We start from the raw sequence: 24,440 nt of genomic DNA, 5'->3' as shown, positions 1-24,440 counted from the left end.
CCCTTAAGATTTCAGCTAAACGATGCTTTAACCCTAATTGAAAATCTCCAGGTCAACCATCAAAGAGGTCAATAAAAAGGCCCCGCGGTGCGGAGCCTGTTTAGCATAGCGTGCCCTTTACTTGCCGACGACGAACGCGGTTTCGCGACCTTCATCGTTAGCCGCCATCGGTGTGACCGGCGTGTAGTCGAGTTGCAGGATCCGGCTGGTTTCGGCTAACACTTTCTCAGTCAGCGCCACGTCGCCATTCAGCTTACGACCCCAGGAGGGGATAACCGCCCGGATTTTATTTTGCCACTCCGGTGAGGCCATCTGCTCAGGACAGACCTTGTGCAGCAGCTCCAGCATGATTGGCGCAGCGGTGGACGCGCCTGGTGAAGCGCCCAACAGCGCGGAAATCGATCCATCTTCAGAAGCGACCACTTCAGTGCCCAGGCGCAGCACCGCGCCCTCTTTCTCATCTTTTTTGATGATTTGCACCCGCTGACCCGCCGTGACTAAGCGCCAGTCTTCTTGTTTCGCCTGCGGCACATAGGCACGCAGCGCGTCCATCCGGTCACGGTCGCTTTGCAGCACCTGATCCATCAGGTATTTCACCAGATCAAAACTTTTCAGCCCTACTTTGACCATCGGCAGCATATTGCTGCTGTTCAGCGAGCTGAACATATCCATCAGCGAACCCTGCTTCAGGAACTTGGTTGAGAAGGTGGCAAACGGACCAAACAGCAGCACCTGCTTGCCATCCAGCACGCGGGTATCGACGTGCGGCACTGACATCGGTGGTGCGCCCACGCTCGCTTTGCCATAGACCTTGGCCATATGCTGCGCCACCACCTGCGGATTCTCAGTCACCAGGAAAGAGCCGCCCACCGGGAAACCGGCGTAGCCGTTGGCTTCCGGGATACCGGCTTTTTGCAGCAGCGGTAACGCCGCGCCGCCCGCGCCGATAAAGATTTTGCCAGCCGTCAGCGTGCGACGGTTGCCGCTCGCCAGACAGTGCAGGGTAACCTGCCAGCGGCCATCGCTCAGCCGCTTCAGCTCACGCACTTCCTGACGCAGACGCAGCTGGAAATTCGCTTTCTGCTCTAATGAGGCGATCAGCTGGCGCGTCACTTCACCGAAGTTCACATCGGTGCCCATTTCGGTCCAGGTGGCGGCCACTTTCTGGTTGCGGTCACGGCCATTCATCACCAGCGGGATCCAGCGGGCAATCTGCTGCGGATCTTCAGAGTAAGCCATGCCCCGGAACAGGGTGCTTTTCTGCAACGCCTGGAAGCGCTTACGCAGGAAGGTGACATTCTCGTCGCCCCAGACAAAGCTCATGTGCGGCGTGCTGTGGATAAAACTTTTGGGATTACGCAGATTGCCTTTCTGAACCTGATAAGCCCAGAACTGGCGGGAAATCTGGAACGATTCGTTAATCGTCACGGCTTTAGAGATGTCGATGCGCCCATCGGCCTGCTGAGGGGTATAGTTCAGCTCGGCCAGCGCCGCATGGCCCGTGCCCGCGTTGTTCCAGCCGTTGGAGGACTCTTTGGCCACGCTATCCAGCCGCTCCACCATTTCGATGGACCAGTCCGGCTCTAATTCCTGTAACCACGTACCGAGAGTAGCGCTCATCACACCTGCGCCGATCAGCAACACGTCAACGTCTTTGCGCTCCTGCGCGGTAGTAGTGGTGTCCTTTGCCATGGCACTCATCGCGAGCGCAAGGTTTACAGCTGAATTGCACATGAGGCGACATCTCCTCTTCTGTTGACCTGAAGCCCAACAGTTTTGCAGGCGAAATAGTCACGCTTCTTACGAGCGCGTCGCGCTATTTCTCAAAGGTTAAGTCTCAGGTATAGGTTAAAGCGGTAATAACGGGTTAACTGCACGTTATGCTTTGTCATCCGAATATAACATTCTCGCATCTGAATTAAACATTTGTTTATTTTTTAAATGCAGAAATGATTCAGCATAAGAATTAATCATGGCGGCGGGACGGGTATAAGCAACTTTTTGCCGTGAAGTCAGGGAGTTAACCGATAAATAATGTTGCAGGAACGCGCCATGCTGGTGCAACGGACGGAGGAATGGTAAAGCAGAGGAATTATTTAATTGGATGAATTTTAAGGGTTTATCTGTGGGTGAGGAATAGTGCAAAGAGTAATCAGCCGGGCCAGATGCCGGTCTGTGTAAAAATAATGTTACATTTTTGTAAGTGGTAAAATGCGCGAGACAGCCTGTTCGCATCGCTTTCACTTATGGCTGACTGACCCGGCCTGGCCACCTTTTTCAGATTTATTACTACCGAACGGGCGGCCTCCATCCGGCCTGCGCACTGCTCAAAAGCTGTTCGTCCGGGGACTTTCAGCCCCGGCGGCATCGGCGATTAAACGCGCAGCCTCAGGTTCTGAACCAGCGCCGCCAGACAAAGCGGATCACAAAAAACTCCAGCGTACCCAGCAGCAAAAACCAGACGCAAAACACCACCGTGTAGAGCTGATTCAGATCCTGCAAGTGGAACATCTGCAACAGCTGCTGCGCTACCGCAACGCTAAAGGCGGGCGCGGGCAGCAGCAGGGCGGACAGAAAGGCCAGCAGCAGAATGCCGCCAGGCACAATTAACGATTCGAAAGGGTTAGTCATCACCGGCATCCCATATTTATCAGCCGGGCATTTTCCGGTAATCGGCGACAGGGTTCAATCAACGATTGCAGCGCAACCGCTAAAACTGGCGGTTCCCACGCCTGCCCAGCGGGAAGAAAAGGCTTTGTCGCCATCGACTTAGCGCAATTCATAGCGGAAGATAAGAGTTATAGCCTTTGCTATACTTAAATCCATGATTTTACTGTCTTTTTATCTCGCGGGTTGCATGGTAGACTGCGCGCACTTTTTCATAACTGAACACTTTGTGTGGTGAATACAGCGTGGATTGCCGCTTTTTCGCCCCAGGTGAATAAATCATGACCTTTATTGCCACTTTAATTCTTGCGCTGGGTATGTCGATGGATGCGTTCGCTGCCGCTCTGGGCAAAGGCGCGACGCTGCATCGTCCTGGCTTTAAAGAAGCGCTACGCACCGGTCTGATTTTCGGCTCTATCGAAGCGCTGACGCCGCTGATTGGCTGGGCGCTTGGCCTGGCTGCCAGTCGCTACATTATGGCGTGGGACCACTGGATCGCCTTTATTCTGCTGGCATTCCTTGGCGGCCGCATGATGATGGAAGGCTTCCGCAAAACCGCGGCGACAGAACCCTGTGAAGCACCGCAAAGCCACGGCTTCGTCGTGCTGGCTACCACGGCGGTAGCAACCAGCCTTGATGCGCTGGCAGTGGGCGTCGGTCTGGCCTTTTTGCAGGTGAATATTATTACCACGGCACTGACCATCGGTGCGGCCACCACCGTGATGGCGACCACCGGCGTACTGGTGGGACGCTTTATCGGCCCGGTACTGGGCAAATGGGCAGAGATCCTGGGCGGCGTGGTGTTAATCGCGGTAGGTTCCACCATTCTGTTGCAGCATCTCGGCTATACCGCCTAGGGCAGTTGCCTGTAAAAAGCAAAAAAATGTGATCTGCTTCAAATTTTATTGCTGTGAAAACGCACAGAAGTTATACTTTTTCGGTATTTCTTCAACTAAATTTGAAACAGGTATCACATGAAACGCATTTTCAAACACGTGTTCCGCGCCTACGTCGAGACCTTCAAACACGTACCGCCGGGTGCCATGTACTAAGCACCCCGCAGGAAACCCTCGATAATCGCGGTCAGGGATCGACCGGTGATTATCACTTTTCTGCTTTTACTCTCGCTGATTCAACACCGCGTTTTTGCGCTTCCGCTGCCTCCTTTTTGTTACTGCTATTCAGGTTTCGCCGTTATGGGTCGGTGTTAAAATCGCGCCTGTGTTGCATACGTGCGTTATACGCCTGTTGTGATGTTTAGCAGGTGTAAGCAGGGCGGTACGGGCAACTCGCTAACTCCTTGTTCATTGCTGCTCTGAGATGAATCCTCAAACAGCATTAAGCTGAGCGTCTCTTTAAGAAGCGGGAATCCGGGCCTGCATCGCAATAGCACCGTCTTAGCAACTGAACAAAATGCGCCCTGCCGGCACTGCACAGGACGCATAATAGTGATATTACACAAGGCAAGGGAAATTGGCTTAATTTACCTGCGTGATGTGATTATCTTTTAATTCTGCCTATTATTTTGAGCTGAATCCATCCTGAAAATAAGCTCGGTAAGCGGAAGGGCGAGCGCATAAAAACCAATCAGGCTTCTGCATCCTGACTTCACCAGAATAGCGTAAAGATGGGCATAAACCGTTTTGACTTCTATCTGGAGCAGTAAGGCGATTTTCTTTGCCCCCATACCGGATAACCTCATCGTAAGGATTTCACTTTCGCGAGGGGTGAGTTTGTCATATTCGTTGTTGTAGTGAGGTAATGCATCACTGCAAAAGAGCTTTTTAATCTCACCGGGAGTGCTTTTCCTGTCTAGTTTAAAACAGTCATTGCAGATTAAATCAATGATCTTTTCCTGCCTCTTGCAAGAGGTGATCAATCCGGCACCTGGATTTTTCTCATGCGGCCAGACCAGAGGTGAATAGTCCAGGCTGCTGGATTTATACCAGGAAACAAGGTCAATCAATACCGTTCCTCTGAAATGCAGGATGGCAGGATAATCGCGCGTTGTCACATGCTCACACTCGATGCCTTGCAGTTTTGCTAATTCGATAAATCCAGAGATAAAATAGTGGTCATCACTAACCAGCACAATCTTTTTTTAATGGATTGACGTTCTTCATATGTTTCTCCTTATAGCGCCGTGATTGGCGCAAAGAAAAAGTAAAACAGTGCATTAATCAGGTCGAGTTCGTTTTTATTAACTTCTATTAAATTTAATCATCAGAGGTTATTGGCATCCGACAAGGTGAGAGAGAGGTTATTTTGCTATTTGAAACCTCTCATTTGTTCAGATGTCATTTTTCCAGCGGATTTTTTAGTGGTTTCTATCCATCAATCTGAAGATCAGGGCTGTTTCATTTTCATACGGGATAATAATGATTGGGTAGTGGAAAGTTCAATTGACCACAGATAGTCATTCGCTGAAGCTCCTGACTTATGCAATAACATTACTCAGTTTCATACACTCCTCTCCTGTTTAAACAAAAAGAGAGTTTATCTTTCTTAATCCTATCTTTTTCAGCGCGCTCAACCTCTGGTAGTAGAAGGTTTTTCTTCTTGCCCTCTCATACTGTGCGTAAATTTTCATGTTGTTGAGTGATAATTCCAGGGCCCGGTACTCCCCTGGCGTGATTGGAGAGATCTCTTTTAAATGATTTATTGACGTAGTAAAACAGACAGACGCAGACTTATCTGCGCTTTTATGCTCACTGCTTAAAATCGATACTTTTCCTGGGTGGGCATTTAAATAGTACAATGCTAAGGGCATAAACTGTTCCTGAGTCAGTATGAAAACCCGGTAATGAGGGGTGTTTTCTATAATCCTTCCGGCAATAATCTCACTAATGGTTTTTTTGTTAAGCAGCAGGAATAAATAGTCGTTTAATTTATTGGTTTTCACTGGGAGCGTGTTCAGGCATGACTTAACACCCTTCTCCAGGAAAATATTTTTAGCAGGGTAAGCGTTAATGGTCATAGGAGACTCCATGCCATGTTTCTGAAGTGATTGAAGCAAGCACTCCTTGTTTTAAGTCGCCAGGATATAATCATCCCGTCGCACTGTAAATAAAACAGCGCTTAATTTTTATTTATTTATCTTTACTATTATATTTTAATCTTACAGCCATTAATCGCGTAGCTATAATATATTTTTAATTACCCTGGCTGAATCCTGATGCTGCTCGACTTTGGTAAACCTGCTTTATGAAGGGTGTCATATTTTTTTTGATATATGAAAAGGTGACATGAAACAGAGGTGAGATTATCGGTTGTTTTTTCTCGATGGTAACATTCTGCTTTTTTTGAATGCGATGTGTTTTTTCAGGGCTATAAAAATTAATATAACCAGGGAGATAATTAATAATAAGAACATTGCCGTTTCCCGGATAAATAGTTGATGCCGTCGATTATATAAGGCTGGCTCCAGAAGTCTCCTGGTAATTGTCTGTGTTTGACAATCCTGATAAGGAGGCGATAAGAAGGGATTTAGTACTCTGCTTATAGCAGGGGCTTTAAATTGTCTTTACTATTTTTAAATAGTATTTAAATTTATCTCTGTTTACTTCTCTCATTTTTAATTTTCTTTTTCTAACGCCTGTTGAACTCCCTGAATGTGGCAATCGCGTTTTGTCATAACCCCCTGTTTCAGTGATCTGATGAAGGATTCCGTTATCGCTATCCCGGTAACTCTCACTACTGACTTCTGCGCATCATGTTTGCGCTAACGAAAAAAAGAGCCCGCTAAGCCAACGGCACTGCAATAAACCTGCCTCAACTTTCCCTCCCTCATAACACCGATAACCCGCCTCCCGTCTGATCCCGTCCTACACTGAATTATTCTCCCCAAACCAGGAGCAGCGGATGATCCAGAAGCAGCGACGAAAACAGGCAGCAATTGTGGCAGGTGTGGGGCTGGGTGTGGCGGCCACCCTGTGGGGCGTAAAACGCTGGCAGCAACTGAAGCAGACGCCGCCGGTGTCGCCACGCAGTCATCATGCCGGCATGGCCGGTTATTTTCAGCAGGTGGGTGACTGGCGGATGTTTACCCGCGTGACACCGAATGCCGACCGCGGACTGCCGGTGGTGCTGGTCCACGGTCTGGTGATGTCAGGTCGGGCGATGGAGCCGCTGGCGCTGGCGCTGGGACGCGATTATCACGTGCTGGTGCCGGATCTGCCCGGTTTTGGTGCCAGCGCGTTGCCGGCTTCCGCGCCGCTGATGACAGTGGATCAGCAGGCTGATGCGCTCTGGCAGTGGCTGCAACATAACGGTTTTGAGCGCGCTATCTGGGTCGGCACCGCCTTTGGCTGTCAGATCCTGGCGGCGCTGGCGGTGAAGTATCCGCAGGCAGTGGCGGGGCTGGTGTTGCAGGGACCGACGGTCGATCGCCATGCGCGCAGCCTGACCCGCCAGCTATGGCGCGACTGGCGCAATGCCGGGCTGGAGGCGCATCGTTCGCCGGGATCGCTGGCCCGCATCGACTATGCCAAAGCCGGGCTGCGACGGGCTTTCGGCACGCTGCGGGTGATGATGCGCGACCACATTGAGCACCGGCTGACCTACATCACCGCCCCGACCCTGCTGCTGCGCGGCTCGCGCGATCCCATCTGTCCGGCTCGCTGGCTGGATGAGCTGGCGGCCCTGATGCCGCGCAGTGAGCGACTGACACTGCGCGACGGCACGCACCGGCTTTACTACGTCTATCCGTGGAGTTTCTGTAACGCCATCCGCCCCTTCCTGGCACGTATTCAGCAGGAGAATCAGCATGAGTAAACCGCCAAAAGGTATTGCCCGTTTTGACTCTGCCGCCGCCATGCTGCTGGCGCTGGCGAATGCACTGCACGATCGCCCCTTTGCCAGCCCCAGCCAGTCACCGACGCTGGACCGCCTTCTGCCCTCGCTGAATCGACTGCCTACCGGGCTGCGGGAGTGGGGCTACGCGCTGGGCGGCATGGCCGAGGGGATTAGCCTGCGTCAGGCGGGCGAGCTGGATCTGGAAGGCATCGCGGAATGGATGGTGGGTGAATACCCGCAACAGGAGTATCCGGCGGCGTTTATCGGCTCATCGAACGGGGCGCTGGTGCATCTGGCGGCGGCGATGGGCGTGCCCTGGCTGCCGCAGACTTTTCTCTGTCCGGTGCGGGCAGCCGACAGCGATCCCGATGACGCGCAGGCCAGCTTTGAGCAGGGTAAAGAGGTAGCGGCGGCTCTGCTGGCTGCCTGGCCGCGTCTCGCCGTGCACCATATGCATGACCCGAATCAGGATCGGCTGATGCTCGATCAGATGCGCTACTTCCGGCTGAAGCTGCGCGAAATGCCGCTGGCCTTTAATGAGTTTCTGATGGGCGGCCTGCCCGCCGGATCAACCCTGTTTATCAATCACTGCACCCGGCAGTGGCCGGTGACGCGCACCAGCGATCGCTCGTTCTTTCAGTTTGGCGCGCTCGGTGGCGCAACCGAAAAAGAGTATTTACAGGGCGGTCCGCGGGTGGCCGAACATCTGGCGCGCTACGGCGTCGATCGTGAACGCTGGACGCCGCCTGCGATTACCGACCAGGTGCCGGAGGCGGAATGGGGGCTGGATGGCTATCTGATCTCGCCGCTGAAAAAGCTGGCGGCGGCGCAGAACTGGAAGCTGATGGAGATCCGCTACGAAGACCCGGAAGCGATGAGCTATGTGGTGGCGGAGATCTACCGCGACTGGTATCTGGCGGCCGGCATTTTACCGACCCGCCTGACGGTGGACAGCTTTCTGCTGATGGACCCGTGGTGCAGTATGCAGCAGCACGCCATTCCGTTCTGGCTGAGCTTCTGTAACGAATCCTCAGCGGCGGCGCTGCAACGTTTCCTGGAGAAGCAGCCGCCGTTCCGCAACATCGACATGATGCTGTTTTCCCACGGTACTGACAGCATCGGGCTGGCGGAGATTGATCGCTGGCGGGCGCTGCTCACTCATGCGCGTGATGAGGGGGTACTGATTGGCGTGGATGAAGCGCTCTTTCCGCGTGATTTCGCCACCTTCTCGCGCTTCGACTCGGCGCTGCGGGAACGGGCACCGCTGTTGCCACCGCCACCCCCGCTCAGCGTGGAGAAGGTGGTGTCGGGCATTAAGCGTTATGGCGCGAAACATGGCGTCACCCTGACGGCGCTGACCTAGCGCCTGCGCCGTCAGCGGGGATTACTCGCCGTCGGTGATCGGCTGGCGCACCAGCAGCAGGTAGGCGAGGGCGCCGACCAGCGTCACGCAGGCGCAAATCATCAGCGCCAGGCTGAACGATTGGGTGGTATCGAGCACCCAGCCGGTGATCACCGGGGCGAACGAGGCGAAGATAAAGCTGGCGAAGTTCTGGATACTGCCGACCGAGGCGGTCATGCGGGCGGTGACATTGGCGTGGATCAGCCCCCAGCACGAGGTTCCGGCAAAGTGGATGCAGAACAGCGCCATCCCAATCAGCGTCACGGCGCTGGTGGTATCGGTGGCGCGGGTGACTATCGCGGTAAAACCGGCTGACAGCAGCATGCCGCTGACAATGCAGACCTTACGGGTTTTCACCGCGTTGAAGCCACGACGCACCAGCGCATCGACCACATAGCCATTCAGCAGCATGCCCGCCGCGCCAAACAGGAACGGAATCGCCGCCAGCAGACCGGTGCTTTTCAGGTCGAGATGATAGGTTGATTGCAGATAGCCAGGCAGCCAGGCGATATAGAGCCAGGCGGTGTAGTTGATACCGCTGAAGCCAATCATCATGCCCCACATGGTGCGCTGCTTAAACAGGCCGCGCCACTCTCTGAAGCTGATCGGCTCTTTACGCGACGCCACGCTGCCCGCCTGAAGATAGTGGATCTCTTCGGCGCTCAGGGTGCTGTTGTCGCGGTCGCGGTAGATCATATACCAGCCGATGGCGAGGAAGATGCCGAGGATACCGATGGTGACAAACATGCCACGCCAGCCCAGCACCAGCATCATCGCCGCCAGAATCGGCGGGGCGACCGACAGGCCAATCATCGAGGCGGCATTAAACATCCCCATCGGCATACCGCGGTCTTTAATATTGAACCAGTCGTTGATCACCTTGACGCCGCACGGGTTCATCGGCGCTTCGCCAATGCCGAGGCCGATACGCACCAGTACAAACTGGGTGAAGCTGTGCACCAGACCGGAGGCGGCCTGGAACAGTGACCAGATAAACATTCCGATGCCGAGCATAATGCGCGGACCTTTCCGATCCAGCAGCGCGCCACACGGCAGCTGCGCCAGACCATAGGCCAGCGAAAAAGCGGAGAGCAGAACGCCGATTTCGGTGGCGCTCAGCCCCATCTCTCCCCGGATAGTCATGTTCGCCACCGACAGCGAACTGCGGTCAAGATAGTTAATCACCGCGGCGAACAGCAACAGCAGCATGGCCGTCACCTGAATCTTGCGGATGCGCGGTGAACGCACCACGTCGCTGCGCATCGGCACGTAATCCTGGTCTGGCGTCGCGTCGCCGGGCAGGTTGCTGCGCCCGGTCACTGATGTCTTTTCCATTGCACTCTCCCGAAACAGGGTACTTATCGTTATGGTGAAAAGGGGTCTGCGCGCAGCGGCAACAGGCCGCCATGACGTTGCTGTCGAGACTAAGAGCAAAGAAGGGTGAATGTTGCAAAGATGTTTCTGAATCGTGCGGGAGCTAATGCTTTGTGGTTTTTAATCGGTTTTTAATTGTACTGGCCGATCGAACGCACCATTGAGGTTTTGGCGGTCGCCAGATGGTTATGCAGGGCGCAGAGCGCGTCAACATCCTGCCGGCCAATCAGCGCGGTCAGAATCGCCATATGCTCCTCCAGCGCCACGATATTGCGCTGTTTCAGGTCACTCTCATCCCATTGATAATGCGAGTGAAAAATTACCGAGATAATCTCCAGCGACTGATTGAAAAACGGATTGTTGGCGGCGGATAAAATCAGCGAATGCATCTGCCGGTCCAGCGCGGCAAAGTGGCGGTAGTTGCTGGCGATGGTGTCGCGCATCGATCGGTGACGATCCAGCAGATCACGCGCCTGCACCCAGCGCTCATCCCCGGCGGGCAGATTCAGGAAGCGGCTCAGGGCATGGGTTTCCAGCATCTCGCGCAGCTCAAACAGCTTCTCGGCGTAATCCTGGGTAAATTTTTTCATCCGCCACTGGCCGCGCTTTATCTGTTCCAGCAGGTCATAGCGCATAAAGCGCAGCAGAAATTCCCGCACCACCACCGGGCTGACCCTGAGCTGCTGCGCCAGTTGCAGTTCGCTGAAGGTGTCACCGGGCACCAGCTGGCGCTGGTTGATCATATTAAAAAACAGCTGCTCAACCTGGCTCGCCTGCCGCTCGATTGGCGGCGTCAGGGCGGTGAAGCTGTCCTCTTCGCGCGGCTCGCGCACGATAACGTAAGTCTGATCCACTTTATCCAGCACGCCACACTGATGCAGATAGTGCAGGGTATGACGCACCGTGGTCCGGCTGATATTGAACATCTCAGCCAGCGCCGCCTGCGGCGGCAGCGGTGAACGGATATGGCGCTGAGCAATGCTCTCCAGCATCTGGTTGATCACGTTCTGACGCAAATTCTGGCTGCGGCTCATCTCACTCTCCGGTTTTTTATGCATTAAAAACCATTCAAAGCCCAAAAAAATCGTCGTGCTTCACACTTCCTGTTAACAAACGGCGCAGCGCAGGCAGGATTCGCCATAACTGCGTGCAGGACAACCGGAGAATCACCATGACAACAATGAAAGCACTGGTCATCGCTGAGCCACGCAGCATGGTATGGGCCACCCGCGACATCCCCGTGCCTGCCGCTGGCGAGGCACTGATTAAAATCCTCACCGCCGGAATCTGCGGCACTGACATCCACGCCTGGTCCGGCAACCAGCCGTTCTTCAGCTATCCGCGGGTGCTGGGCCATGAAATCTGCGCCGAGGTGGTGGCGCTGGGCGCTGGCGCTGAGGGCGTTGAGCCGGGGCAGCGGGTGGCGTTAATGCCTTACGTCTCCTGTCTGCGCTGTGACGCCTGTCAGAGTGGCAAAACCAACTGCTGTGAGCAGATCTCGGTGATTGGCGTGCATCAGGATGGCGGATTCTGCGACTACCTGAGCGTGCCGGTCAGCACCCTGCTGGCGGTGGATGAGGTGGCCGCGGAAGCGGCGGCGCTGATTGAGCCCTTTGCCATCAGCGCCCATGCGGTGCGCCGGGCGGCCATCTGCGCCGATGAGCAGCTGCTAGTGGTCGGGGCAGGCCCGATCGGGCTGGGCGTGGCAGCGATTGCCGCCGCCAGCGGTGCGCAGGTGGTGGTGGCCGATACCAGCGAATTTCGCCGCCAGCACGTGGCGGATAAGCTCGGTCTGGCGGCGCTCAATCCGGCAGATGAGGTGTTTCACAGCGCGCTGCGCGGGCAGTTTGGCGGCCGGCTGGCGCTGAAGGTGATCGACGCCACCGGCAATCCGTCGGCGATGAACAACGCGGTCAACCTGATGCGCCACGGCGGCACCATCGTCTATGTCGGGCTGCACAAAGGCGATCTGGTGATCCCGGACAGCGAGTTCCACAAAAAAGAGGCGACGCTGCTGGGCAGCCGTAACGCCACCCGTGAAGATTTCGACCGGGTGCGTGCGCTGATGGCCAGCGGCGATCTGCGCGCCGACATGATGCTGAACCACCATCTGGCCTTTTCCACCCTGGCTGACACCTTTGAATCGCAGGTGATTAACAACCGCGAACTGATTAAAGGCGTCATTCACTTCGACCGCTAGCGCCGTCGTTTCGCGCCTCGCACCGCGCCGCTCAGGGGGCGGTGAGGGTCTGAAAGAAGTGCGCCCGCACCACGTCAGCCTCTACCGCCAGCGCCACCCGCTGTGGTGGCAATCCGGCAAACGGGTCGTGGCGCGAGGCGAGCGCGTTCAGCTTACGCACCGTCTGACCGCAGGCGATGCCTTCGGTGATCACCCGCAGCGGACTTTCAGTCAGGGTAAAGGCTTCGGGCAGCGCGAGCCACGCAATGGCCAGCGTGTCGTGCAGCGCCATGCCGTCAAAGCCCTCTTTAGCCAGACTGTAAGCCAGATAAGGACGACAGATGGCGCTCAGCACCGGCTGATTGAGCTGCTGAACCTCCTCGCCGCGGATCAGCACCTGATGGGTGACATCCAGCGGGATCACCACCACCTTCAGCGCCGAAGAGAGCACCTGATCGGCGGCGTGCGGATCTTTCCAGATATTGAACTCGCTGAACGGCGTCACATTGCCGCTGTGGCCATGAGTGCCAAACGCCCCGCCCATGATCACTAGCTCTTTCACCAGCGGAATAATATCCGGGGCCTGATTAATGGCCGTGGCGATGTTGGTCAGCGGGCCAATCGCCACCAGGGTGATCTGATGCGGCTGCGCCCGCACGCTGTCAATAATGAACTGCACCGCGCCAGGTGCCTGCTCGCTGAAATCGTTGTCAAACGCATCACCCAGCCCATCTTCACCGTGCAGCGTAGCGGGTGCGCTGGGGGCCTGCGCCAGCGGCCGTGAACAGCCGCGATAGACCTCCGCCTCTATCGCCATTTTTTCGCAGAACAGCCGGGCGTTCTTCACCGCCTGACCGACCGCCACGTTACCAAACACCGTGGTGATGCCCAGCAGACGCTGGGTGCGCGCCGCATAGGCCAGCGCAAAGGCATCATCCACGCCAATATCAGTATCTAAAATCAGGGTCCGCATATCCTCTCCTTAACCGGCTGCAAATCATCAGCATTACTCCGCCAGCGGCGACGGCGTCAAGGCTTTCAGCCGTCAGCCGCACAGAGCGCACAGAGAGTTGCCAGCCTGAAACCGGCAACGTATTATTTCCGGCTCAAGGTGATGGCGTGCCACCTTTCCCAACCGCCGGTGGGCTTAACACCGGCTGATGACGCCTGACACTCTTTCTATCCTTTCGCGGGAGCTGAGGTGTCAGGCGCAGTTTTTCTCTGCCTCTTTCCCCTCCGCCCGGCGTCAATCTGCAATCAGGAGCAAGATATGTTGAAACCATTGTTGGCTGTGATGATCGGCGGCTCGGCGGGCTGTGTACTGCGCTGGCTGTTCGCGCTGCGCTTTAACGCGCTCTTTCCCAATCTGCCGCCCGGCACGCTGCTGGTGAATCTGATCGGTGGCCTGGTGATTGGCGGCGCAGTCGCCTGGTTTGTCCGCCACCCGGAGGTCGACCCGGCGTGGAAGCTGCTGATTGTCACCGGACTGTGCGGCGGGCTGACCACTTTCTCCTCCTTTACGGCGGAATTAATGGGGTTGCTACAATCAGGTAAGTACCTCTGGGCAATGGCCAGTGCGCTGGTGCATGTTATCGGCTCGCTGCTGATGGCGTTTGCCGGTTTCGCGCTGGTGACGCTGCTGGGCTGAGAACGGCCCTGAGAGGTGAAGAGGGTTTCCGCACCCGCCTCCACGCCGCAGGGCGCGCCGGGCGGGTGCGGAACCGCACCGATTATTCCAGACAATTAAGGAGCAGAGCGATGCGCCGTAACCCCACATTCCTTAACCTGGTGCTGTTAAACGGTGAACCCGGGCAGAAGTTACAGGCGGCACGGGACGCCGGTTTCGATCAGGTAGAGATCTGGCGCGAGGACGTTGAAGCGTGCGACGGCGGCGCGACGGCGCTGGCCCGGATGGCGGCCCGCCAGGGGCCAGGCTTTACCAATCTTCAGGTGCTGCGTGATTTTACCGGCGCACCCAGCGCGCTGCGTACAGAGAAGCGCGAGGAGCTGCGCCAGTTTATCCAGATGGCTCAGGCGCTGGGCTGTGACACCATTCAGGCACCGGCCACTACCCGGGAAGATTGCTGCGCCGACCAGATTGATGCCGACCTGCGCTGGATGGCGTCGGAAGCCGCGCGCCACAATATGCGCATCATGTATGAACCGATGGCCTGGTGCAGCGTCGACAACACCCTGCCGCTGGCGTGGGAGCGGTTGCAGCGGCTCGATCAGCCCAATATCGGGCTGGTGGTCGATCTCTTCCATATCTGTGCGCGGGGTGGCGACGCCTCGCAGCTGGACAACATTCCCGCCGATCGCATCTATGAAGTGCAGCTGTGTGATATGGCCGCGGTTCCCGCGCAGGATAAGCAGAGCCTGATGGCGATGGCGAAGCACCAGCGTCTGCTGCCCGGCGATGGGATTATCGATGTTCAGTCCTTTGTCGATAAGCTGAAACGCGCGGGCTATCAGGGGCCGGTGGGCATCGAGGTGTTTAACGATACGCTGAAACGCCTGCCGCCTGAGGTCGCAGCCCGTCAGGCGTGGCAGGCGTTAAACCGCTGCTGGGATTAATCCTGTAGGCACTGCGCGATAAACGCGGCGGCGTGCATCGCCCCCTGGGCTGAGATGGTGTGGCCGGTGGCGGGTTCAAACACCGCTTCCACCGGCAGCGCCGCCGCTTTCAGCCGGACCGCGGCGCTGTCACTCTCCTGCCACGGGATCACCTCATCCGCCTGGCCATGAATCAGCAGCGCGGGCAGATGAGGCTGTGGCGTCAGCGGACCGTCAAACGCCAGACGGCCGGAAAACGCCACCACCCCCGCCAGCGGATAACGACCGGATGCCAGCGCATCCAGCGCCATAATCGACCCCTGAGAGAAGCCGACCAGCACCAGATCCTGCCAGCGATCGGCAAAGCCGTGCTGCGCCATCACGGCGCGCAGGGTGGCGTCAAAAGCGTCACGCGCCGCCCGCACCCGACCCGGACGATTCTCCGGCGTCACGCCCGTCAGGCTGAACCACTGCCAGCCAAAACCCGCCTCAAAACGTTCGGGCGCGTCGGGAGAGGCAAAAACCACATCCGGCAACAGCGTCGCCCAGTGACGGCCAATCGGTGCCAGGTCGTCGCCGTTGCTGCCAACGCCATGCAGAAAAACCACCAGTGCTTTTGCCATCATTACTCCTTTAAACCTGATTCTTTATGACCGTCTTACGCCAGCCCGCGACCGGCAACATGCGGTTAAGATAGCGACTCCGCCACGGATAGTCGCGCCTCCGCCGCAGAAAAAGCGGCGATTTCCCGCGCCGGGCTAGCGATCCGATGAGGCAGGGTGTGGAGTGGCGCTTTCGCGCAGGGCGGGCGCAGCCTTCACTTTGCGTGCCGTTACCCTTTCGCTGGTGCGTAAAACCTGCTTGACTGAACCTTCGCCCGTTGCTGTCTGGAGTTTTTCATGTCGCTGCTTCACCTGACCTCTCTGGCGGAGATCGCCGCCGCTGAGTGGGACGCCCTGTTACCGGATGACCAGCCCTTTTTACGCCACGCCTTTCTGCTCACGTTAGAACAGAGCGGCAGCGTGTGCCCCGAATCGGGCTGGCAGCCGGACCACCTGCTGTGGCAGGAGCAGGGCGTGACCCGCGCCGCGCTGCCAGGCTATCGCAAGCGTCACTCTCAGGGCGAATATGTCTTTGACCACGCCTGGGCGGATGCCAGCCAGCGCGCCGGGATCCGCTACTACCCGAAATGGCTGGGGGCGATACCCTTCAGCCCGGTCACCGGCGCGCGCCTGCTGGGCGAGCCCACTGCCGCCGCTCAGCTGCTGGCGGCGCTGCCCGACAGCCTGTTACAGCACGGCTTAAGCGGCGCGCACATCAATTTTACCGACGCGCAGGCTAACCAGCTGCTGGCCGAACAGCCCGACTGGCTTTCCCGGCTCGGTTGTCAGTATCACTGGCATAACCGGGGCTACCGCGATTTTCAGGATTTCCTCGATACGCTGATGTCACGCAAGCGCAAACAGCTGCGCAAAGAGCGGGAACAGGTGGCGCAGAGCGGTTTTGAATTTGACCGCTATCTGGGCTGTCAGCTGCGCGAAGATCAGTGGGATTTCGTCTACACCTGCTACGCCAACACCTATGCGGTGCGCGGTCAGCGCCCCTATCTGACGCGCAGCTTCTTCAGCCTGCTGGCGGAGCGCATGCCGCAGAATATTCTGGTGGTGATCGCCCGCTTACAGCAGCAGCCGGCGGCGATGGCCTTTTATCTGCGCGACAGCAACACGCTCTATGGCCGCTACTGGGGCTGTCTGGCGGAGTTTGACCGGCTGCACTTCGAAACCTGTTTCTATCAGGGGATGGATGTCGCCATTGAGGAGGGGCTGACGCGCTTCGACGCCGGTGCGCAGGGTGAGCACAAGCTGGTGCGCGGCTTTGAGCCGCAGATCACCCACTCCTGGCACTATCTGCTGCATCCCGGCCTGCGTGACGCCGTGGCTGATTTTCTGGTGCAGGAGCGGGAGGGCGTGCGCGGCTGGGCAGAAGAGGCGCGCGACGCCTTACCTTACCGGCGCGGCGATTAATCGACGCCGACAAAACCGCCGGTCTGATGCTGCCACAGCCGGGCATAGAGACCATTCTGCGCCAGCAGCTGCTGGTGATTGCCCATCTCGGCAATGCCGCCGTTATCCAGCACCACCAGCCGATCCATCTTCGCGATGGTCGACAGGCGGTGGGCGATGGCAATCACGGTTTTTCCCTGCATCAGCGACTCCAGGCTCTCCTGAATCGCCGCTTCCACTTCCGAGTCGAGCGCGGAGGTGGCCTCATCCATGATCAGAATCGGCGCATCCTTCAGCAGCACGCGGGCAATCGCCACCCGCTGACGCTGACCGCCGGAGAGCTTCACGCCGCGCTCGCCCACGTGCGCATCCAGCCCGGTGCGGCCCAGCGAGTCGGAGAGCAGCGGAATAAACTCATCGGCGCGGGCGCGGCGAATCGCCTTCTGGAGCTCCTCTTCGCTGGCACCGGGACGGCCATACAGCAGGTTCTCGCGGATGGAGCGGTGCAGCAGCGAGGTGTCCTGGGTAATCATGCCAATCTGACTGCGCAGGCTCTCCTGGGTCACGCTGGCAATATCCTGATCGTCGATCACAATCCGGCCCCCGTTCAGGTCATAGAGGCGCAGCAGCAGGTTCACCAGCGTCGATTTACCCGCGCCGGAGGGGCCAATCAGCCCAATCTTCTCGCCCGGTTTGATGTCGAGGTTAAGCTGGTTGATCACCTGACGCCCGCCGCCATAGTCGAAGCGCACATCTTCATAGCGGATGCTACCGCGCGTCACCTTCAGCTGCTTCGCGTCAGGCGCATCCTGCACGCTCAGCGGCTGCGCAATGGTTTTCAGGCCATCCTGCACCGTGCCAATATTTTCGAAGATGCCGTTAACCACCCACATGATCCAGCCAGACATGTTCACCAGCCGGATCACCAGCCCGGTCGACAGCGCAATTGCCCCGACGCTAATCAGCGACTGGCTCCATAACCACAGCGCCAGCCCGGAGGTCGAGACAATCAGCAGACCGTTCAGCGCCGACAGCGTCAGATCCATGCTGGTGACCATGCGGCCAGCGCGCTGGGTTTTTTCAGTCTGCTCCTGAATCGCCTCGCGCGCATACTGACGTTCCAGATCGCTGTGAGCGAACAGCTTGATGGTGGCGATGTTGGTGTAGCCGTCAACAATAGTGCCCATCAGCTTTGAGCGCGATTCCGAGGAGACCACCGAACGGGCTTTGACGCGCGGCACAAAGAAACGCAGCGAGGCGCTGTAGGCCACCATCCACAGAATCAGCGGGATCATCAGCCGCCAGTCGGCACCGGCAAACAGCACCAGCGAGGTCACGGCGTAGATCAGCACATGCCAGATGGCGTCCACCAGCTGCACCGCGGAATCACGCAGTGAACTGCCGGTCAGCATGATGCGCTGGGCGATACGTCCGGCGAAATCATTCTGAAAGAAGTTGAGGCTCTGGCGCAGCACGTAGTTGTGATTCTGCCAGCGGATCATGCTGGTCATGCTCGGGCTGATGCTCTGATGAACCAGCATGTCGTGCAGGGCGATAAAAACCGGCCGCAGAATCAGCGCTACCGCGCCCATCCACAGCAGCAGCGGCCAGTTATCCCGGAACAGGGTGGCGGGGGTGGAGTGGTTGACCATATCGATAATGCGGCTCAGATAGCTGAACAGCGACACCTCAATCAGGGCCGACGCCAGTCCCACCACCAGCAGCGCCGCAAAACTTGGCCAGACCTGGCGCAGGTAGTAGAGGTAAAAGGACCAGACCGTCGAAGGGGGCGAATCCGTGGGCGCGTCGTGAAAAATATTGATAAAGCGTTCAAAACGGCGATACAACATAGCGATACTCTTTCCATCCGGTGAAGAGCTACAGCTTAGTGCATCTACCCTAATCGGCTAACAGGAGAAAATATGGAAATCACTATCCGGGCACGCGAACCGCAGGATGCCGCCGCCTATCAGCGACTCTACAGTCATCCTGATGTCTATCCCTGGACGCTACAGCTGCCCTTTCCCAGCGTCGCCACCTGGGAGAAGAAATTTGCCAGAATGGATGCCGAAGGGTTTATCGCTTTTGTCGCGGAAATGGATGGCGTGCTGGTCGGTGAGCTGACGCTGTTTGTGGATAATAAACCGCGCACCCGGCACTGCGTCAGCTTTGGGCTGGGGGTGCATCCCGATTCAGCCGGGCGCGGCGTCGGTGAACGGCTGATCCGCACCGCGCTCGACTACGCCCGCAACTGGCTGGGGATCACGCGTATGGAGCTGGAGGTGTTTCACGACAATGAGCGGGCGCTGCGGCTCTATCAGCGGCTCGGCTTTGAACGGGAAGGCGTCAAGCGTCAGGCGGCGCTGCGTGACGGCCAGCTGCGCGATGTGGTGATGATGGCAAAACTGCTGCGCGAGGCGTGATCGCGGGAGCGGCAGCGCTGCCGCTCCGATAATTTTTACGGATTTTTACTGCTGTAGCGTGCCATGTTCTGCTGCGTCACCAGCTCAAACGGGATCCACTGGTGGCTGTCGACCTTTTCGCCTTTGATCATCCGTTGCGCCACCTCCATCGATTTTTTACCCTGACCAATCGCGTCCTGGAACACCGTTACCGCCAGTCTGCCACTCGCCAGCGCCTTCAGGCCATCCGGGGTGGCATCAATGCCGCCCACCAGAATGCGTTTTTTTGGCTTTGTCTGGGCAATGGCCATCGTCGCGCCAATCGCCATTTCGTCGTTGTTGGCGGCGACAATATCAATATCCTCACCGTTCGACAGCCAGTTAAGCATCAGATCCATCCCCTCGTTACGGGCGTAATTGGCGGTCTGCTTCAGCACCACTTTCATGTTGGGATATTTTGCCACCACCTGCTCCACATCTTTGGTGCGTTGCAGGGCACCGGCGTCGCTCAGGTTGCCAATCATAATGGCGACATTACCGCGATAGTCCGCCTGCTTCGCCAGCGCCTCCATCTGTAACGTGCCCGATTCGCGTTCATCTGAGCCGACAAACACTACGCCCGGCGGCAGGGTTTTATCGCCCGGTGTGCGGTTAACGTAGACCAGCGGAATATGCGCCTGCTGTGCCAGCTTTGTTAGTGCGGGGGTACTGGCGGAGTCGACCGGATCGACAATAATCGCGTCGACCCCGGCGCTGATAAAGCTCTGCACCTGGTCGGTCTGCCGCCCCACATCTCCGCGAGCATCTTCAAACTGCGCATCCAGCTGACGCGCTTTGGCCTCTTTGTCGATCGCCTGGCGAATAATGGTCAGGAAATTCTGGTCAAAGTAGGCCATAGAAACGCCGATCTTCTCTGCCAGCGCAGAGGCAGAAAGAGAGAGCAGACAGAGCATTGCCCATGCACGTATTTTCATTGCGGACTCCCGGAGTTAACTGGATGGAATTTATTTTTCATTCTTATTGGAAATGAATGAATTTGGCCATTTGCAGCTTATGAACTGCCCGCGGGTTTGACAACCCGGCCTTGTCACACTTGCTGGCGCCGCCACACTTTGCCGCACAAACCCCCCGTGCATAGTCGCCCGCGCCGCTGAAATCCTCGATCTGGCGCACACTCTGCCGCGAAGCGCGGCGGCTTTTAGCGCTTTTGTGCAGCACCGCACTGGCGTTTGTGGCGGTTGCCAGAAAAGCGCGCAATCGGCCGCTACGATCTCAACATCCGCACAATGACCCATCGTTAGCCTCCTACCTATATTTTCTCAACAGGGAAATCTCAGCACTGTTCCTGAAAACACCTCGTGGCTCAGCCCACCGCTTTTTTAAGGAATTCCGCTTATGCCTAAAGACCCGATGACTCCCCGGACCACCCATGTCCGTATCTGGATCCTCTGCCTGATCCTGTTTCTCTCGGTGGTCGCCTACGCCGATCGCTCGATCCTCTCGATCTCCGGGTCGGCGATCAAAGAGGAGTTCGGCCTGTCGGCGATCCAGCTGGGATTGATCCTCTCGGCGTTCAGCTGGGCCTATGTGATCGGTCAGATCCCCGGCGGGTTGTTTCTCGACCGTTTCGGGGCGAAAAAAGTCTATGGCGTCACGCTGGCGCTCTGGTCGCTCTCGACGCTGGCGATGGGATTTGTCGGCGAGTTCTCCAGCGGTATGACCGGCGCGCTGATGCTGATGTTTGGCCTGCGCTTCCTGCTGGGATTGATTGAAGCACCCAGTTTTCCCGCCAACGCGCGGGTGGTGATCATGTGGTTCCCCGGAGCGGAGCGGGGGCGGGCGTCGTCACTGTTCAGCTCGGCGCAATATTTCGCCGTGGCGATCTTCTCGCCGCTTTCGGGCTGGCTGGTATCACGCTTCGGCTGGGAGTGGCCCTTCTTTGTGCTGGGCGGCATCGGCGTGCTGGCGGTGTTTGTCTGGGCCGCTTACATGCGGGAGCCGCGCAACCATCCCGGCGTCTCTGAAACGGAACTGCGTCATATCGTCGAGGGCGGCGGACTGGTCGATATTGACGCGGCCCAGACGCTGAAAGCGCGGCCACCGGTCAGCAAAGCGATGTTCAGAAAGCTGCTCACCAACCGCATGCTGTGGTGCGCCTACCTTGGCCAGTACTGCATTATCGCGCTCAGCTACTTCTTTATTACCTGGTTTCCCATCTATCTGGTGCAGGCGCGCGGCATGAACATCATGGAAGCGGGCTTCGCTACCGTGGCGCCGGCGCTGTTTGGTTTTCTGGGCGGGATCAGTGGCGGCTACCTGTCAGATAAGCTGATCGCCCGTGGCTGGAGCGTCTCCTGGGCGCGCAAAACCCCCTACATCGTCGGGATGCTGATGGCCTCCAGCCTGGTGCTGGCGGCGATCATTCCCGGTAATACCGGCATCATCGCCATTATGTCGTTTGCCTTTTTCGGCAAAGGCGTGGCGGCGGGCGCGGGCACCTGGACGGTGATCAGCGATACCGCGCCAAAAGAAGCAGTGGGGCTGGCCGGTTCCATCTTCAACGGCATCGGCAACATCGCCGGTTTCACTACGCCGCTGCTGTTCGGCATCATCGTCGGGCTGACCGGCAGCTACAGCATCGGGCTGGCCTTTGTGGCGGCGCACTGCGTGGTCGCGGCGCTGCTGTTCCTGCTGGTAATGGGGCCGATTGAACGGGTCGGTGAACCGGGCGAACGTCCGGCATCTTATGAAAACCAGGAGGCGCAGAATGGCATTAAAGCAGTGTAATGTGCTGATCAGAGGGAAATTTCTGCCACCGCAGCTGATCGCTAACATCGAAAACACCTTCACCGCTTTCCGGCTGTGGGAGGCGGAAGATGAGGCGGCGTTTCTGGCTGAAAACGGCGCAAAGATCGAGATACTGGTCACCAGCGGCAACGCGGTGATGGGCGCATCGGCGGCGCTGATCGCCGCGCTGCCCAACCTGAAAGCGATATGCAGCAACGGCGTGGGCTATGACAGCATCGATATGGAAGCCGCGCGGGCGCGCCAGATTGTGGTCACTAACACGCCAGAGGTGCTCAACGCATGTGTGGCCGATCTGGGAATGGCGCTGCTGCTGGATGTGGCGCGCCGTCTCAGTGAGGCCGATCGCTTTACCCGCGCCGGTCACTGGCAGCAGGGCCGCTTTCCGCTGAGCAGTAAAATCGGCGGCAAGGTGTGTGGCATCGTCGGGCTGGGCAGCATCGGCCAGGCGGTGGCACGGCGGGCGCAGGCGTTTGATATGGCGATTCACTACTACAACCCGCGTTCTCGCCCGGATGTGCCCTATATCCGCCACGACACGCTGCTGTCGCTGGCGCAGCAGGCGGATTTTCTGGTGCTGACCCTGCCCGGCGGCCCCGCAACCCGTCAGATCATCAACGCTGAGGTACTGGCGGCGCTGGGGCCGCAGGGCTATCTGATCAACATCGCGCGCGGCAGCGTGGTGGATCAGCAGGCGCTGATAGCGGCGCTGGAGGGTGGGATTATCGCCGGAGCCGGGCTGGATGTGTTTGAACATGAGCCGCAGGTGCCCGCGGCCCTGCGGCAGCGCGACAATGTGGTGATCACCCCGCACATCGCCAGCAGCACCCATGAGACTATGGCGGCGATGGCCGATCTGGTATTTGAAAATATGCTGGCCTTTGCGCAGGGCAACGCGGTGCTGACCCGGGTGCTCTGACACACTCCCTCAGGCTGACCGCGGCAGAGCAGGCCGCGGTCAGCGCCACTCTCCCGCCTTTTCCGACCCCCACCACTCCGCACAAAAGAGCCTGAAGAAAATTTGTTCAGCGGCCGATATTACAGAGTACCCCCCACGGATATTAAGGAGTGATATCGTGATAAAGCTGATTACCGTTGATGAATTGCGCCCCGGCATGTTTATCCACAAACTGGAGGTCTGGTGGATAAAGGATCAGCGCATTCACAACCAGATGCTGATCACCGATCCACGACAAATCGAGCTGCTACGCCAGGAAGGGATCCGGCAACTCTGGATCGATCTAAGTCGTTCGATCCAGGCGCCTCTCGCGCCAGCGGTGGCGAAACCCGCCATCAGCCGGACGCCCTTTTTTCAGGAGCTGGATCAGGCCGAGCTGATCTTTCAGCAGGGCAAGCCGAAAGTGCTGGCGATGTTCAATGAGGCACGGCTGGGTAACAGCCTTAACCTGGATTATATGATGAACCTGGTGGATGAGATCTCCGGGTCGATTAAGCGTGAACCCTCCGCCCTGCTGAGCGTGGCCCGGCTGAAAAGCCACGATGACTACACCTATCTGCACTCGATGGCGGTCTGCGGGCTGATGATCGCGCTGGGTAAAAAGCTCGGGCTGGATGAGATGCAGCTGCGCCGGGTCGGCATGGGCGGTTTACTGCACGATGTGGGCAAGGCGGCGGTGCCGCTGACGATCCTGAACAAGGCGGACAAACTCACCGACGAGGAGTTCAGGGTGATGCGTGAGCATCCGATTGTCGGCGCGCAGATGCTGATCGAGGCCAGGGCGGGGGCCGATCTGATCGATATTGCCCTGCATCACCATGAAAAATTTGATGGCAGCGGCTATCCGCACCGCCTGAAAGGGGAGGATATTACCCTCTACGCCCGGATGGCGGCGGTGTGCGATGTCTATGATGCGGTCACGTCGACCCGCTCCTACCGCACCGGCTGGACCCCGGCGGAGGCGATGCACCATATGCTGAGCTGGCGCGGCCATTTCGATCTCGGCCTGCTGCACTCTTTCGTACGGACTATCGGCATTTACCCGGTGGGATCGCTGGTGCGTCTCGCGTCAGGCCGGGTGGCGCTGGTGGTCAAAGCGGGCGAAAAATCGCTGATGCGCCCCTGTGTGCATGTCTTCTGGTCGCTGCACGCGCAGCGCGAGATCAAACCGGAAGAGCTGGACCTCGGCGACAGCTTCTGTACCGACAGCATTGTGGGCGCGGAAGACAGCACGCTGTGGAGCAATGTGGATCTCAACCGCATCTGGGCGCTGGAAATCGCCTGATATTTCACCATTTTTACA

Annotated in this window: 22 protein-coding genes and 1 riboswitch; of the genes, 12 read left to right on the top strand and 10 right to left on the bottom strand. The window is 57.8% G+C overall.

Annotation, left to right across the window (positions count from 1 at the left end; all coding sequences use genetic code 11):
* Positions 1 to 117: 117 nt before the first annotated feature.
* Together mqo and ACCW71_RS09770 are read right to left on the bottom strand one after the other, a co-directional pair.
* On the bottom strand, positions 118 to 1,734 hold the full coding sequence (gene mqo / locus ACCW71_RS09775; RefSeq protein WP_436370994.1) for a malate dehydrogenase (quinone): 1,617 nt from the start codon (positions 1,732 to 1,734) through the stop codon (positions 118 to 120).
* Positions 1,735 to 2,388: 654 nt separating this feature from the next.
* A complete protein-coding gene (locus tag ACCW71_RS09770) occupies positions 2,389 to 2,631 on the bottom strand; it encodes a DUF1158 domain-containing protein (protein WP_436370993.1) in 243 nt (80 codons plus the stop codon).
* Between the two features lie 317 nt (positions 2,632 to 2,948).
* Between ACCW71_RS09770 and mntP the strand changes: the two genes are divergently transcribed.
* Together mntP and azuC are read left to right on the top strand one after the other, a co-directional pair.
* Positions 2,949 to 3,524, top strand: a complete 576-nt coding sequence (gene mntP / locus ACCW71_RS09765; protein ID WP_436370992.1) for a manganese efflux pump MntP — start codon at positions 2,949 to 2,951, stop codon at positions 3,522 to 3,524.
* A gap of 117 nt (positions 3,525 to 3,641) precedes the next feature.
* A complete protein-coding gene (gene azuC, locus ACCW71_RS09760; RefSeq protein WP_111534772.1) occupies positions 3,642 to 3,719 on the top strand; it encodes a stress response protein AzuC in 78 nt (25 codons plus the stop codon).
* 455 nt (positions 3,720 to 4,174) lie between these two features.
* On the opposite strand, the gene ACCW71_RS09755 is transcribed toward azuC, so the two are convergent.
* Together ACCW71_RS09755 and ACCW71_RS09750 are read right to left on the bottom strand one after the other, a co-directional pair.
* Positions 4,175 to 4,759, bottom strand: coding sequence for a helix-turn-helix domain-containing protein (locus ACCW71_RS09755; protein WP_436370991.1), 585 nt, complete (start codon positions 4,757 to 4,759; stop codon positions 4,175 to 4,177).
* Positions 4,760 to 5,146: 387 nt separating this feature from the next.
* The gene (locus ACCW71_RS09750) at positions 5,147 to 5,644 is read right to left on the bottom strand and encodes a hypothetical protein (protein WP_436370990.1); all 498 of its coding nucleotides are present in this window, start codon (positions 5,642 to 5,644) and stop codon (positions 5,147 to 5,149) included.
* Positions 5,645 to 6,528: 884 nt separating this feature from the next.
* Here ACCW71_RS09750 and ACCW71_RS09745 point away from each other — a divergent pair.
* Positions 6,529 to 7,440: an alpha/beta fold hydrolase gene (locus ACCW71_RS09745; protein ID WP_436370989.1), complete on the top strand. Its 912-nt coding sequence runs from the start codon at positions 6,529 to 6,531 to the stop codon at positions 7,438 to 7,440.
* Complete coding sequence (locus ACCW71_RS09740) at positions 7,433 to 8,824, top strand: hypothetical protein (protein WP_436370988.1); 1,392 nt, start codon at positions 7,433 to 7,435, stop codon at positions 8,822 to 8,824. The genes ACCW71_RS09745 and ACCW71_RS09740 overlap by 8 nt, the downstream gene beginning before the upstream one ends.
* A gap of 21 nt (positions 8,825 to 8,845) precedes the next feature.
* Here ACCW71_RS09740 and ACCW71_RS09735 read toward each other — a convergent pair whose 3' ends face one another.
* A complete protein-coding gene (locus ACCW71_RS09735) occupies positions 8,846 to 10,198 on the bottom strand; it encodes an MFS transporter (protein ID WP_436370987.1) in 1,353 nt (450 codons plus the stop codon).
* A gap of 170 nt (positions 10,199 to 10,368) precedes the next feature.
* Complete coding sequence (locus ACCW71_RS09730) at positions 10,369 to 11,271, bottom strand: FCD domain-containing protein (RefSeq protein WP_436371017.1); 903 nt, start codon at positions 11,269 to 11,271, stop codon at positions 10,369 to 10,371.
* A gap of 137 nt (positions 11,272 to 11,408) precedes the next feature.
* Here ACCW71_RS09730 and ACCW71_RS09725 point away from each other — a divergent pair, with 137 nt between their 5' ends.
* Entirely contained in the window at positions 11,409 to 12,437 is a 1,029-nt protein-coding gene (locus tag ACCW71_RS09725) for a zinc-binding alcohol dehydrogenase family protein (protein ID WP_436370986.1), read from the top strand.
* Positions 12,438 to 12,468: 31 nt separating this feature from the next.
* On the opposite strand, the gene ACCW71_RS09720 is transcribed toward ACCW71_RS09725, so the two are convergent.
* Positions 12,469 to 13,389, bottom strand: a complete 921-nt coding sequence (locus tag ACCW71_RS09720; RefSeq protein WP_436370985.1) for a nucleoside hydrolase — start codon at positions 13,387 to 13,389, stop codon at positions 12,469 to 12,471.
* Between the two features lie 128 nt (positions 13,390 to 13,517).
* A riboswitch (Fluoride riboswitch) is annotated at positions 13,518 to 13,593 on the top strand.
* 93 nt (positions 13,594 to 13,686) lie between these two features.
* On the opposite strand from ACCW71_RS09720, the gene crcB reads away from it, so the two are divergent.
* On the top strand, positions 13,687 to 14,064 hold the full coding sequence (gene crcB / locus ACCW71_RS09715) for a fluoride efflux transporter CrcB (protein ID WP_436370984.1): 378 nt from the start codon (positions 13,687 to 13,689) through the stop codon (positions 14,062 to 14,064).
* A gap of 110 nt (positions 14,065 to 14,174) precedes the next feature.
* Positions 14,175 to 14,990, top strand: a complete 816-nt coding sequence (locus tag ACCW71_RS09710) for a sugar phosphate isomerase/epimerase family protein (protein WP_436370983.1) — start codon at positions 14,175 to 14,177, stop codon at positions 14,988 to 14,990.
* Here ACCW71_RS09710 and ACCW71_RS09705 read toward each other — a convergent pair.
* Positions 14,987 to 15,592, bottom strand: coding sequence for an alpha/beta hydrolase (locus ACCW71_RS09705; RefSeq protein ID WP_436370982.1), 606 nt, complete (start codon positions 15,590 to 15,592; stop codon positions 14,987 to 14,989). The genes ACCW71_RS09710 and ACCW71_RS09705 overlap by 4 nt on opposite strands.
* A 276-nt stretch (positions 15,593 to 15,868) precedes the next feature.
* Between ACCW71_RS09705 and ACCW71_RS09700 the strand changes: the two genes are divergently transcribed.
* Positions 15,869 to 16,993, top strand: coding sequence for a GNAT family N-acetyltransferase (locus ACCW71_RS09700; protein WP_436370981.1), 1,125 nt, complete (start codon positions 15,869 to 15,871; stop codon positions 16,991 to 16,993).
* Here ACCW71_RS09700 and ACCW71_RS09695 read toward each other — a convergent pair.
* Positions 16,990 to 18,822 (bottom strand): ABC transporter ATP-binding protein, encoded by a 1,833-nt coding sequence (locus tag ACCW71_RS09695; protein WP_436370980.1) that lies wholly within the window; start codon positions 18,820 to 18,822, stop codon positions 16,990 to 16,992. The two genes, ACCW71_RS09700 and ACCW71_RS09695, sit on opposite strands and share 4 nt — an antisense overlap.
* Positions 18,823 to 18,894: 72 nt before the next feature.
* Here ACCW71_RS09695 and ACCW71_RS09690 point away from each other — a divergent pair, with 72 nt between their 5' ends.
* Positions 18,895 to 19,395: a GNAT family N-acetyltransferase gene (locus ACCW71_RS09690; RefSeq protein WP_436370979.1), complete on the top strand. Its 501-nt coding sequence runs from the start codon at positions 18,895 to 18,897 to the stop codon at positions 19,393 to 19,395.
* 35 nt (positions 19,396 to 19,430) lie between these two features.
* Here ACCW71_RS09690 and ACCW71_RS09685 read toward each other — a convergent pair whose 3' ends face one another.
* Positions 19,431 to 20,348, bottom strand: coding sequence for a sugar ABC transporter substrate-binding protein (locus tag ACCW71_RS09685; protein ID WP_436370978.1), 918 nt, complete (start codon positions 20,346 to 20,348; stop codon positions 19,431 to 19,433).
* 421 nt (positions 20,349 to 20,769) lie between these two features.
* Between ACCW71_RS09685 and ACCW71_RS09680 the strand changes: the two genes are divergently transcribed.
* The 3 genes from ACCW71_RS09680 to ACCW71_RS09670 all read left to right on the top strand — a co-directional run bounded on the left by ACCW71_RS09680 (position 20,770) and on the right by ACCW71_RS09670 (position 24,422).
* On the top strand, positions 20,770 to 22,161 hold the full coding sequence (locus ACCW71_RS09680) for an MFS transporter (protein ID WP_436370977.1): 1,392 nt from the start codon (positions 20,770 to 20,772) through the stop codon (positions 22,159 to 22,161).
* A complete protein-coding gene (locus tag ACCW71_RS09675; protein ID WP_436370976.1) occupies positions 22,142 to 23,098 on the top strand; it encodes a 2-hydroxyacid dehydrogenase in 957 nt (318 codons plus the stop codon). The genes ACCW71_RS09680 and ACCW71_RS09675 overlap by 20 nt, the downstream gene beginning before the upstream one ends.
* A gap of 157 nt (positions 23,099 to 23,255) precedes the next feature.
* Entirely contained in the window at positions 23,256 to 24,422 is a 1,167-nt protein-coding gene (locus ACCW71_RS09670) for an HD-GYP domain-containing protein (protein WP_436370975.1), read from the top strand.
* The last annotated feature ends 18 nt before the right edge of the window (positions 24,423 to 24,440 follow it).

The organism is Pantoea sp. C2G6 (genome assembly GCF_051336815.1).
GTDB lineage: Bacteria > Pseudomonadota > Gammaproteobacteria > Enterobacterales > Enterobacteriaceae > Pantoea.
Note: the sequence above shows the minus strand (reverse complement) of the source record. Positions and strands in the feature narration are given on the sequence as shown.

Excerpts from the sequence above, each read along its gene's own strand:
- ACCW71_RS09750 (WP_436370990.1), bottom strand. The coding sequence starts at position 5,644 with ATGACCATTAACGCTTACCCTGCTAAAAATATTTTCCTGGAGAAGGGT.
- ACCW71_RS09690 (WP_436370979.1), top strand. The coding sequence starts at position 18,895 with ATGGAAATCACTATCCGGGCACGCGAACCGCAGGATGCCGCCGCCTAT.
- mntP (WP_436370992.1), top strand. The coding sequence starts at position 2,949 with ATGACCTTTATTGCCACTTTAATTCTTGCGCTGGGTATGTCGATGGAT.
- ACCW71_RS09685 (WP_436370978.1), bottom strand. The coding sequence starts at position 20,348 with ATGAAAATACGTGCATGGGCAATGCTCTGTCTGCTCTCTCTTTCTGCC.
- ACCW71_RS09770 (WP_436370993.1), bottom strand. The coding sequence starts at position 2,631 with ATGACTAACCCTTTCGAATCGTTAATTGTGCCTGGCGGCATTCTGCTG.
- ACCW71_RS09745 (WP_436370989.1), top strand. The coding sequence starts at position 6,529 with ATGATCCAGAAGCAGCGACGAAAACAGGCAGCAATTGTGGCAGGTGTG.
- azuC (WP_111534772.1), top strand. The coding sequence starts at position 3,642 with ATGAAACGCATTTTCAAACACGTGTTCCGCGCCTACGTCGAGACCTTC.
- ACCW71_RS09730 (WP_436371017.1), bottom strand. The coding sequence starts at position 11,271 with ATGAGCCGCAGCCAGAATTTGCGTCAGAACGTGATCAACCAGATGCTG.
- ACCW71_RS09675 (WP_436370976.1), top strand. The coding sequence starts at position 22,142 with ATGGCATTAAAGCAGTGTAATGTGCTGATCAGAGGGAAATTTCTGCCA.
- ACCW71_RS09720 (WP_436370985.1), bottom strand. The coding sequence starts at position 13,389 with ATGCGGACCCTGATTTTAGATACTGATATTGGCGTGGATGATGCCTTT.
- mqo (WP_436370994.1), bottom strand. The coding sequence starts at position 1,734 with ATGTGCAATTCAGCTGTAAACCTTGCGCTCGCGATGAGTGCCATGGCA.
- ACCW71_RS09705 (WP_436370982.1), bottom strand. The coding sequence starts at position 15,592 with ATGGCAAAAGCACTGGTGGTTTTTCTGCATGGCGTTGGCAGCAACGGC.
- crcB (WP_436370984.1), top strand. The coding sequence starts at position 13,687 with ATGTTGAAACCATTGTTGGCTGTGATGATCGGCGGCTCGGCGGGCTGT.
- ACCW71_RS09700 (WP_436370981.1), top strand. The coding sequence starts at position 15,869 with ATGTCGCTGCTTCACCTGACCTCTCTGGCGGAGATCGCCGCCGCTGAG.
- ACCW71_RS09740 (WP_436370988.1), top strand. The coding sequence starts at position 7,433 with ATGAGTAAACCGCCAAAAGGTATTGCCCGTTTTGACTCTGCCGCCGCC.
- ACCW71_RS09710 (WP_436370983.1), top strand. The coding sequence starts at position 14,175 with ATGCGCCGTAACCCCACATTCCTTAACCTGGTGCTGTTAAACGGTGAA.
- ACCW71_RS09725 (WP_436370986.1), top strand. The coding sequence starts at position 11,409 with ATGACAACAATGAAAGCACTGGTCATCGCTGAGCCACGCAGCATGGTA.
- ACCW71_RS09680 (WP_436370977.1), top strand. The coding sequence starts at position 20,770 with ATGCCTAAAGACCCGATGACTCCCCGGACCACCCATGTCCGTATCTGG.
- ACCW71_RS09735 (WP_436370987.1), bottom strand. The coding sequence starts at position 10,198 with ATGGAAAAGACATCAGTGACCGGGCGCAGCAACCTGCCCGGCGACGCG.
- ACCW71_RS09695 (WP_436370980.1), bottom strand. The coding sequence starts at position 18,822 with ATGTTGTATCGCCGTTTTGAACGCTTTATCAATATTTTTCACGACGCG.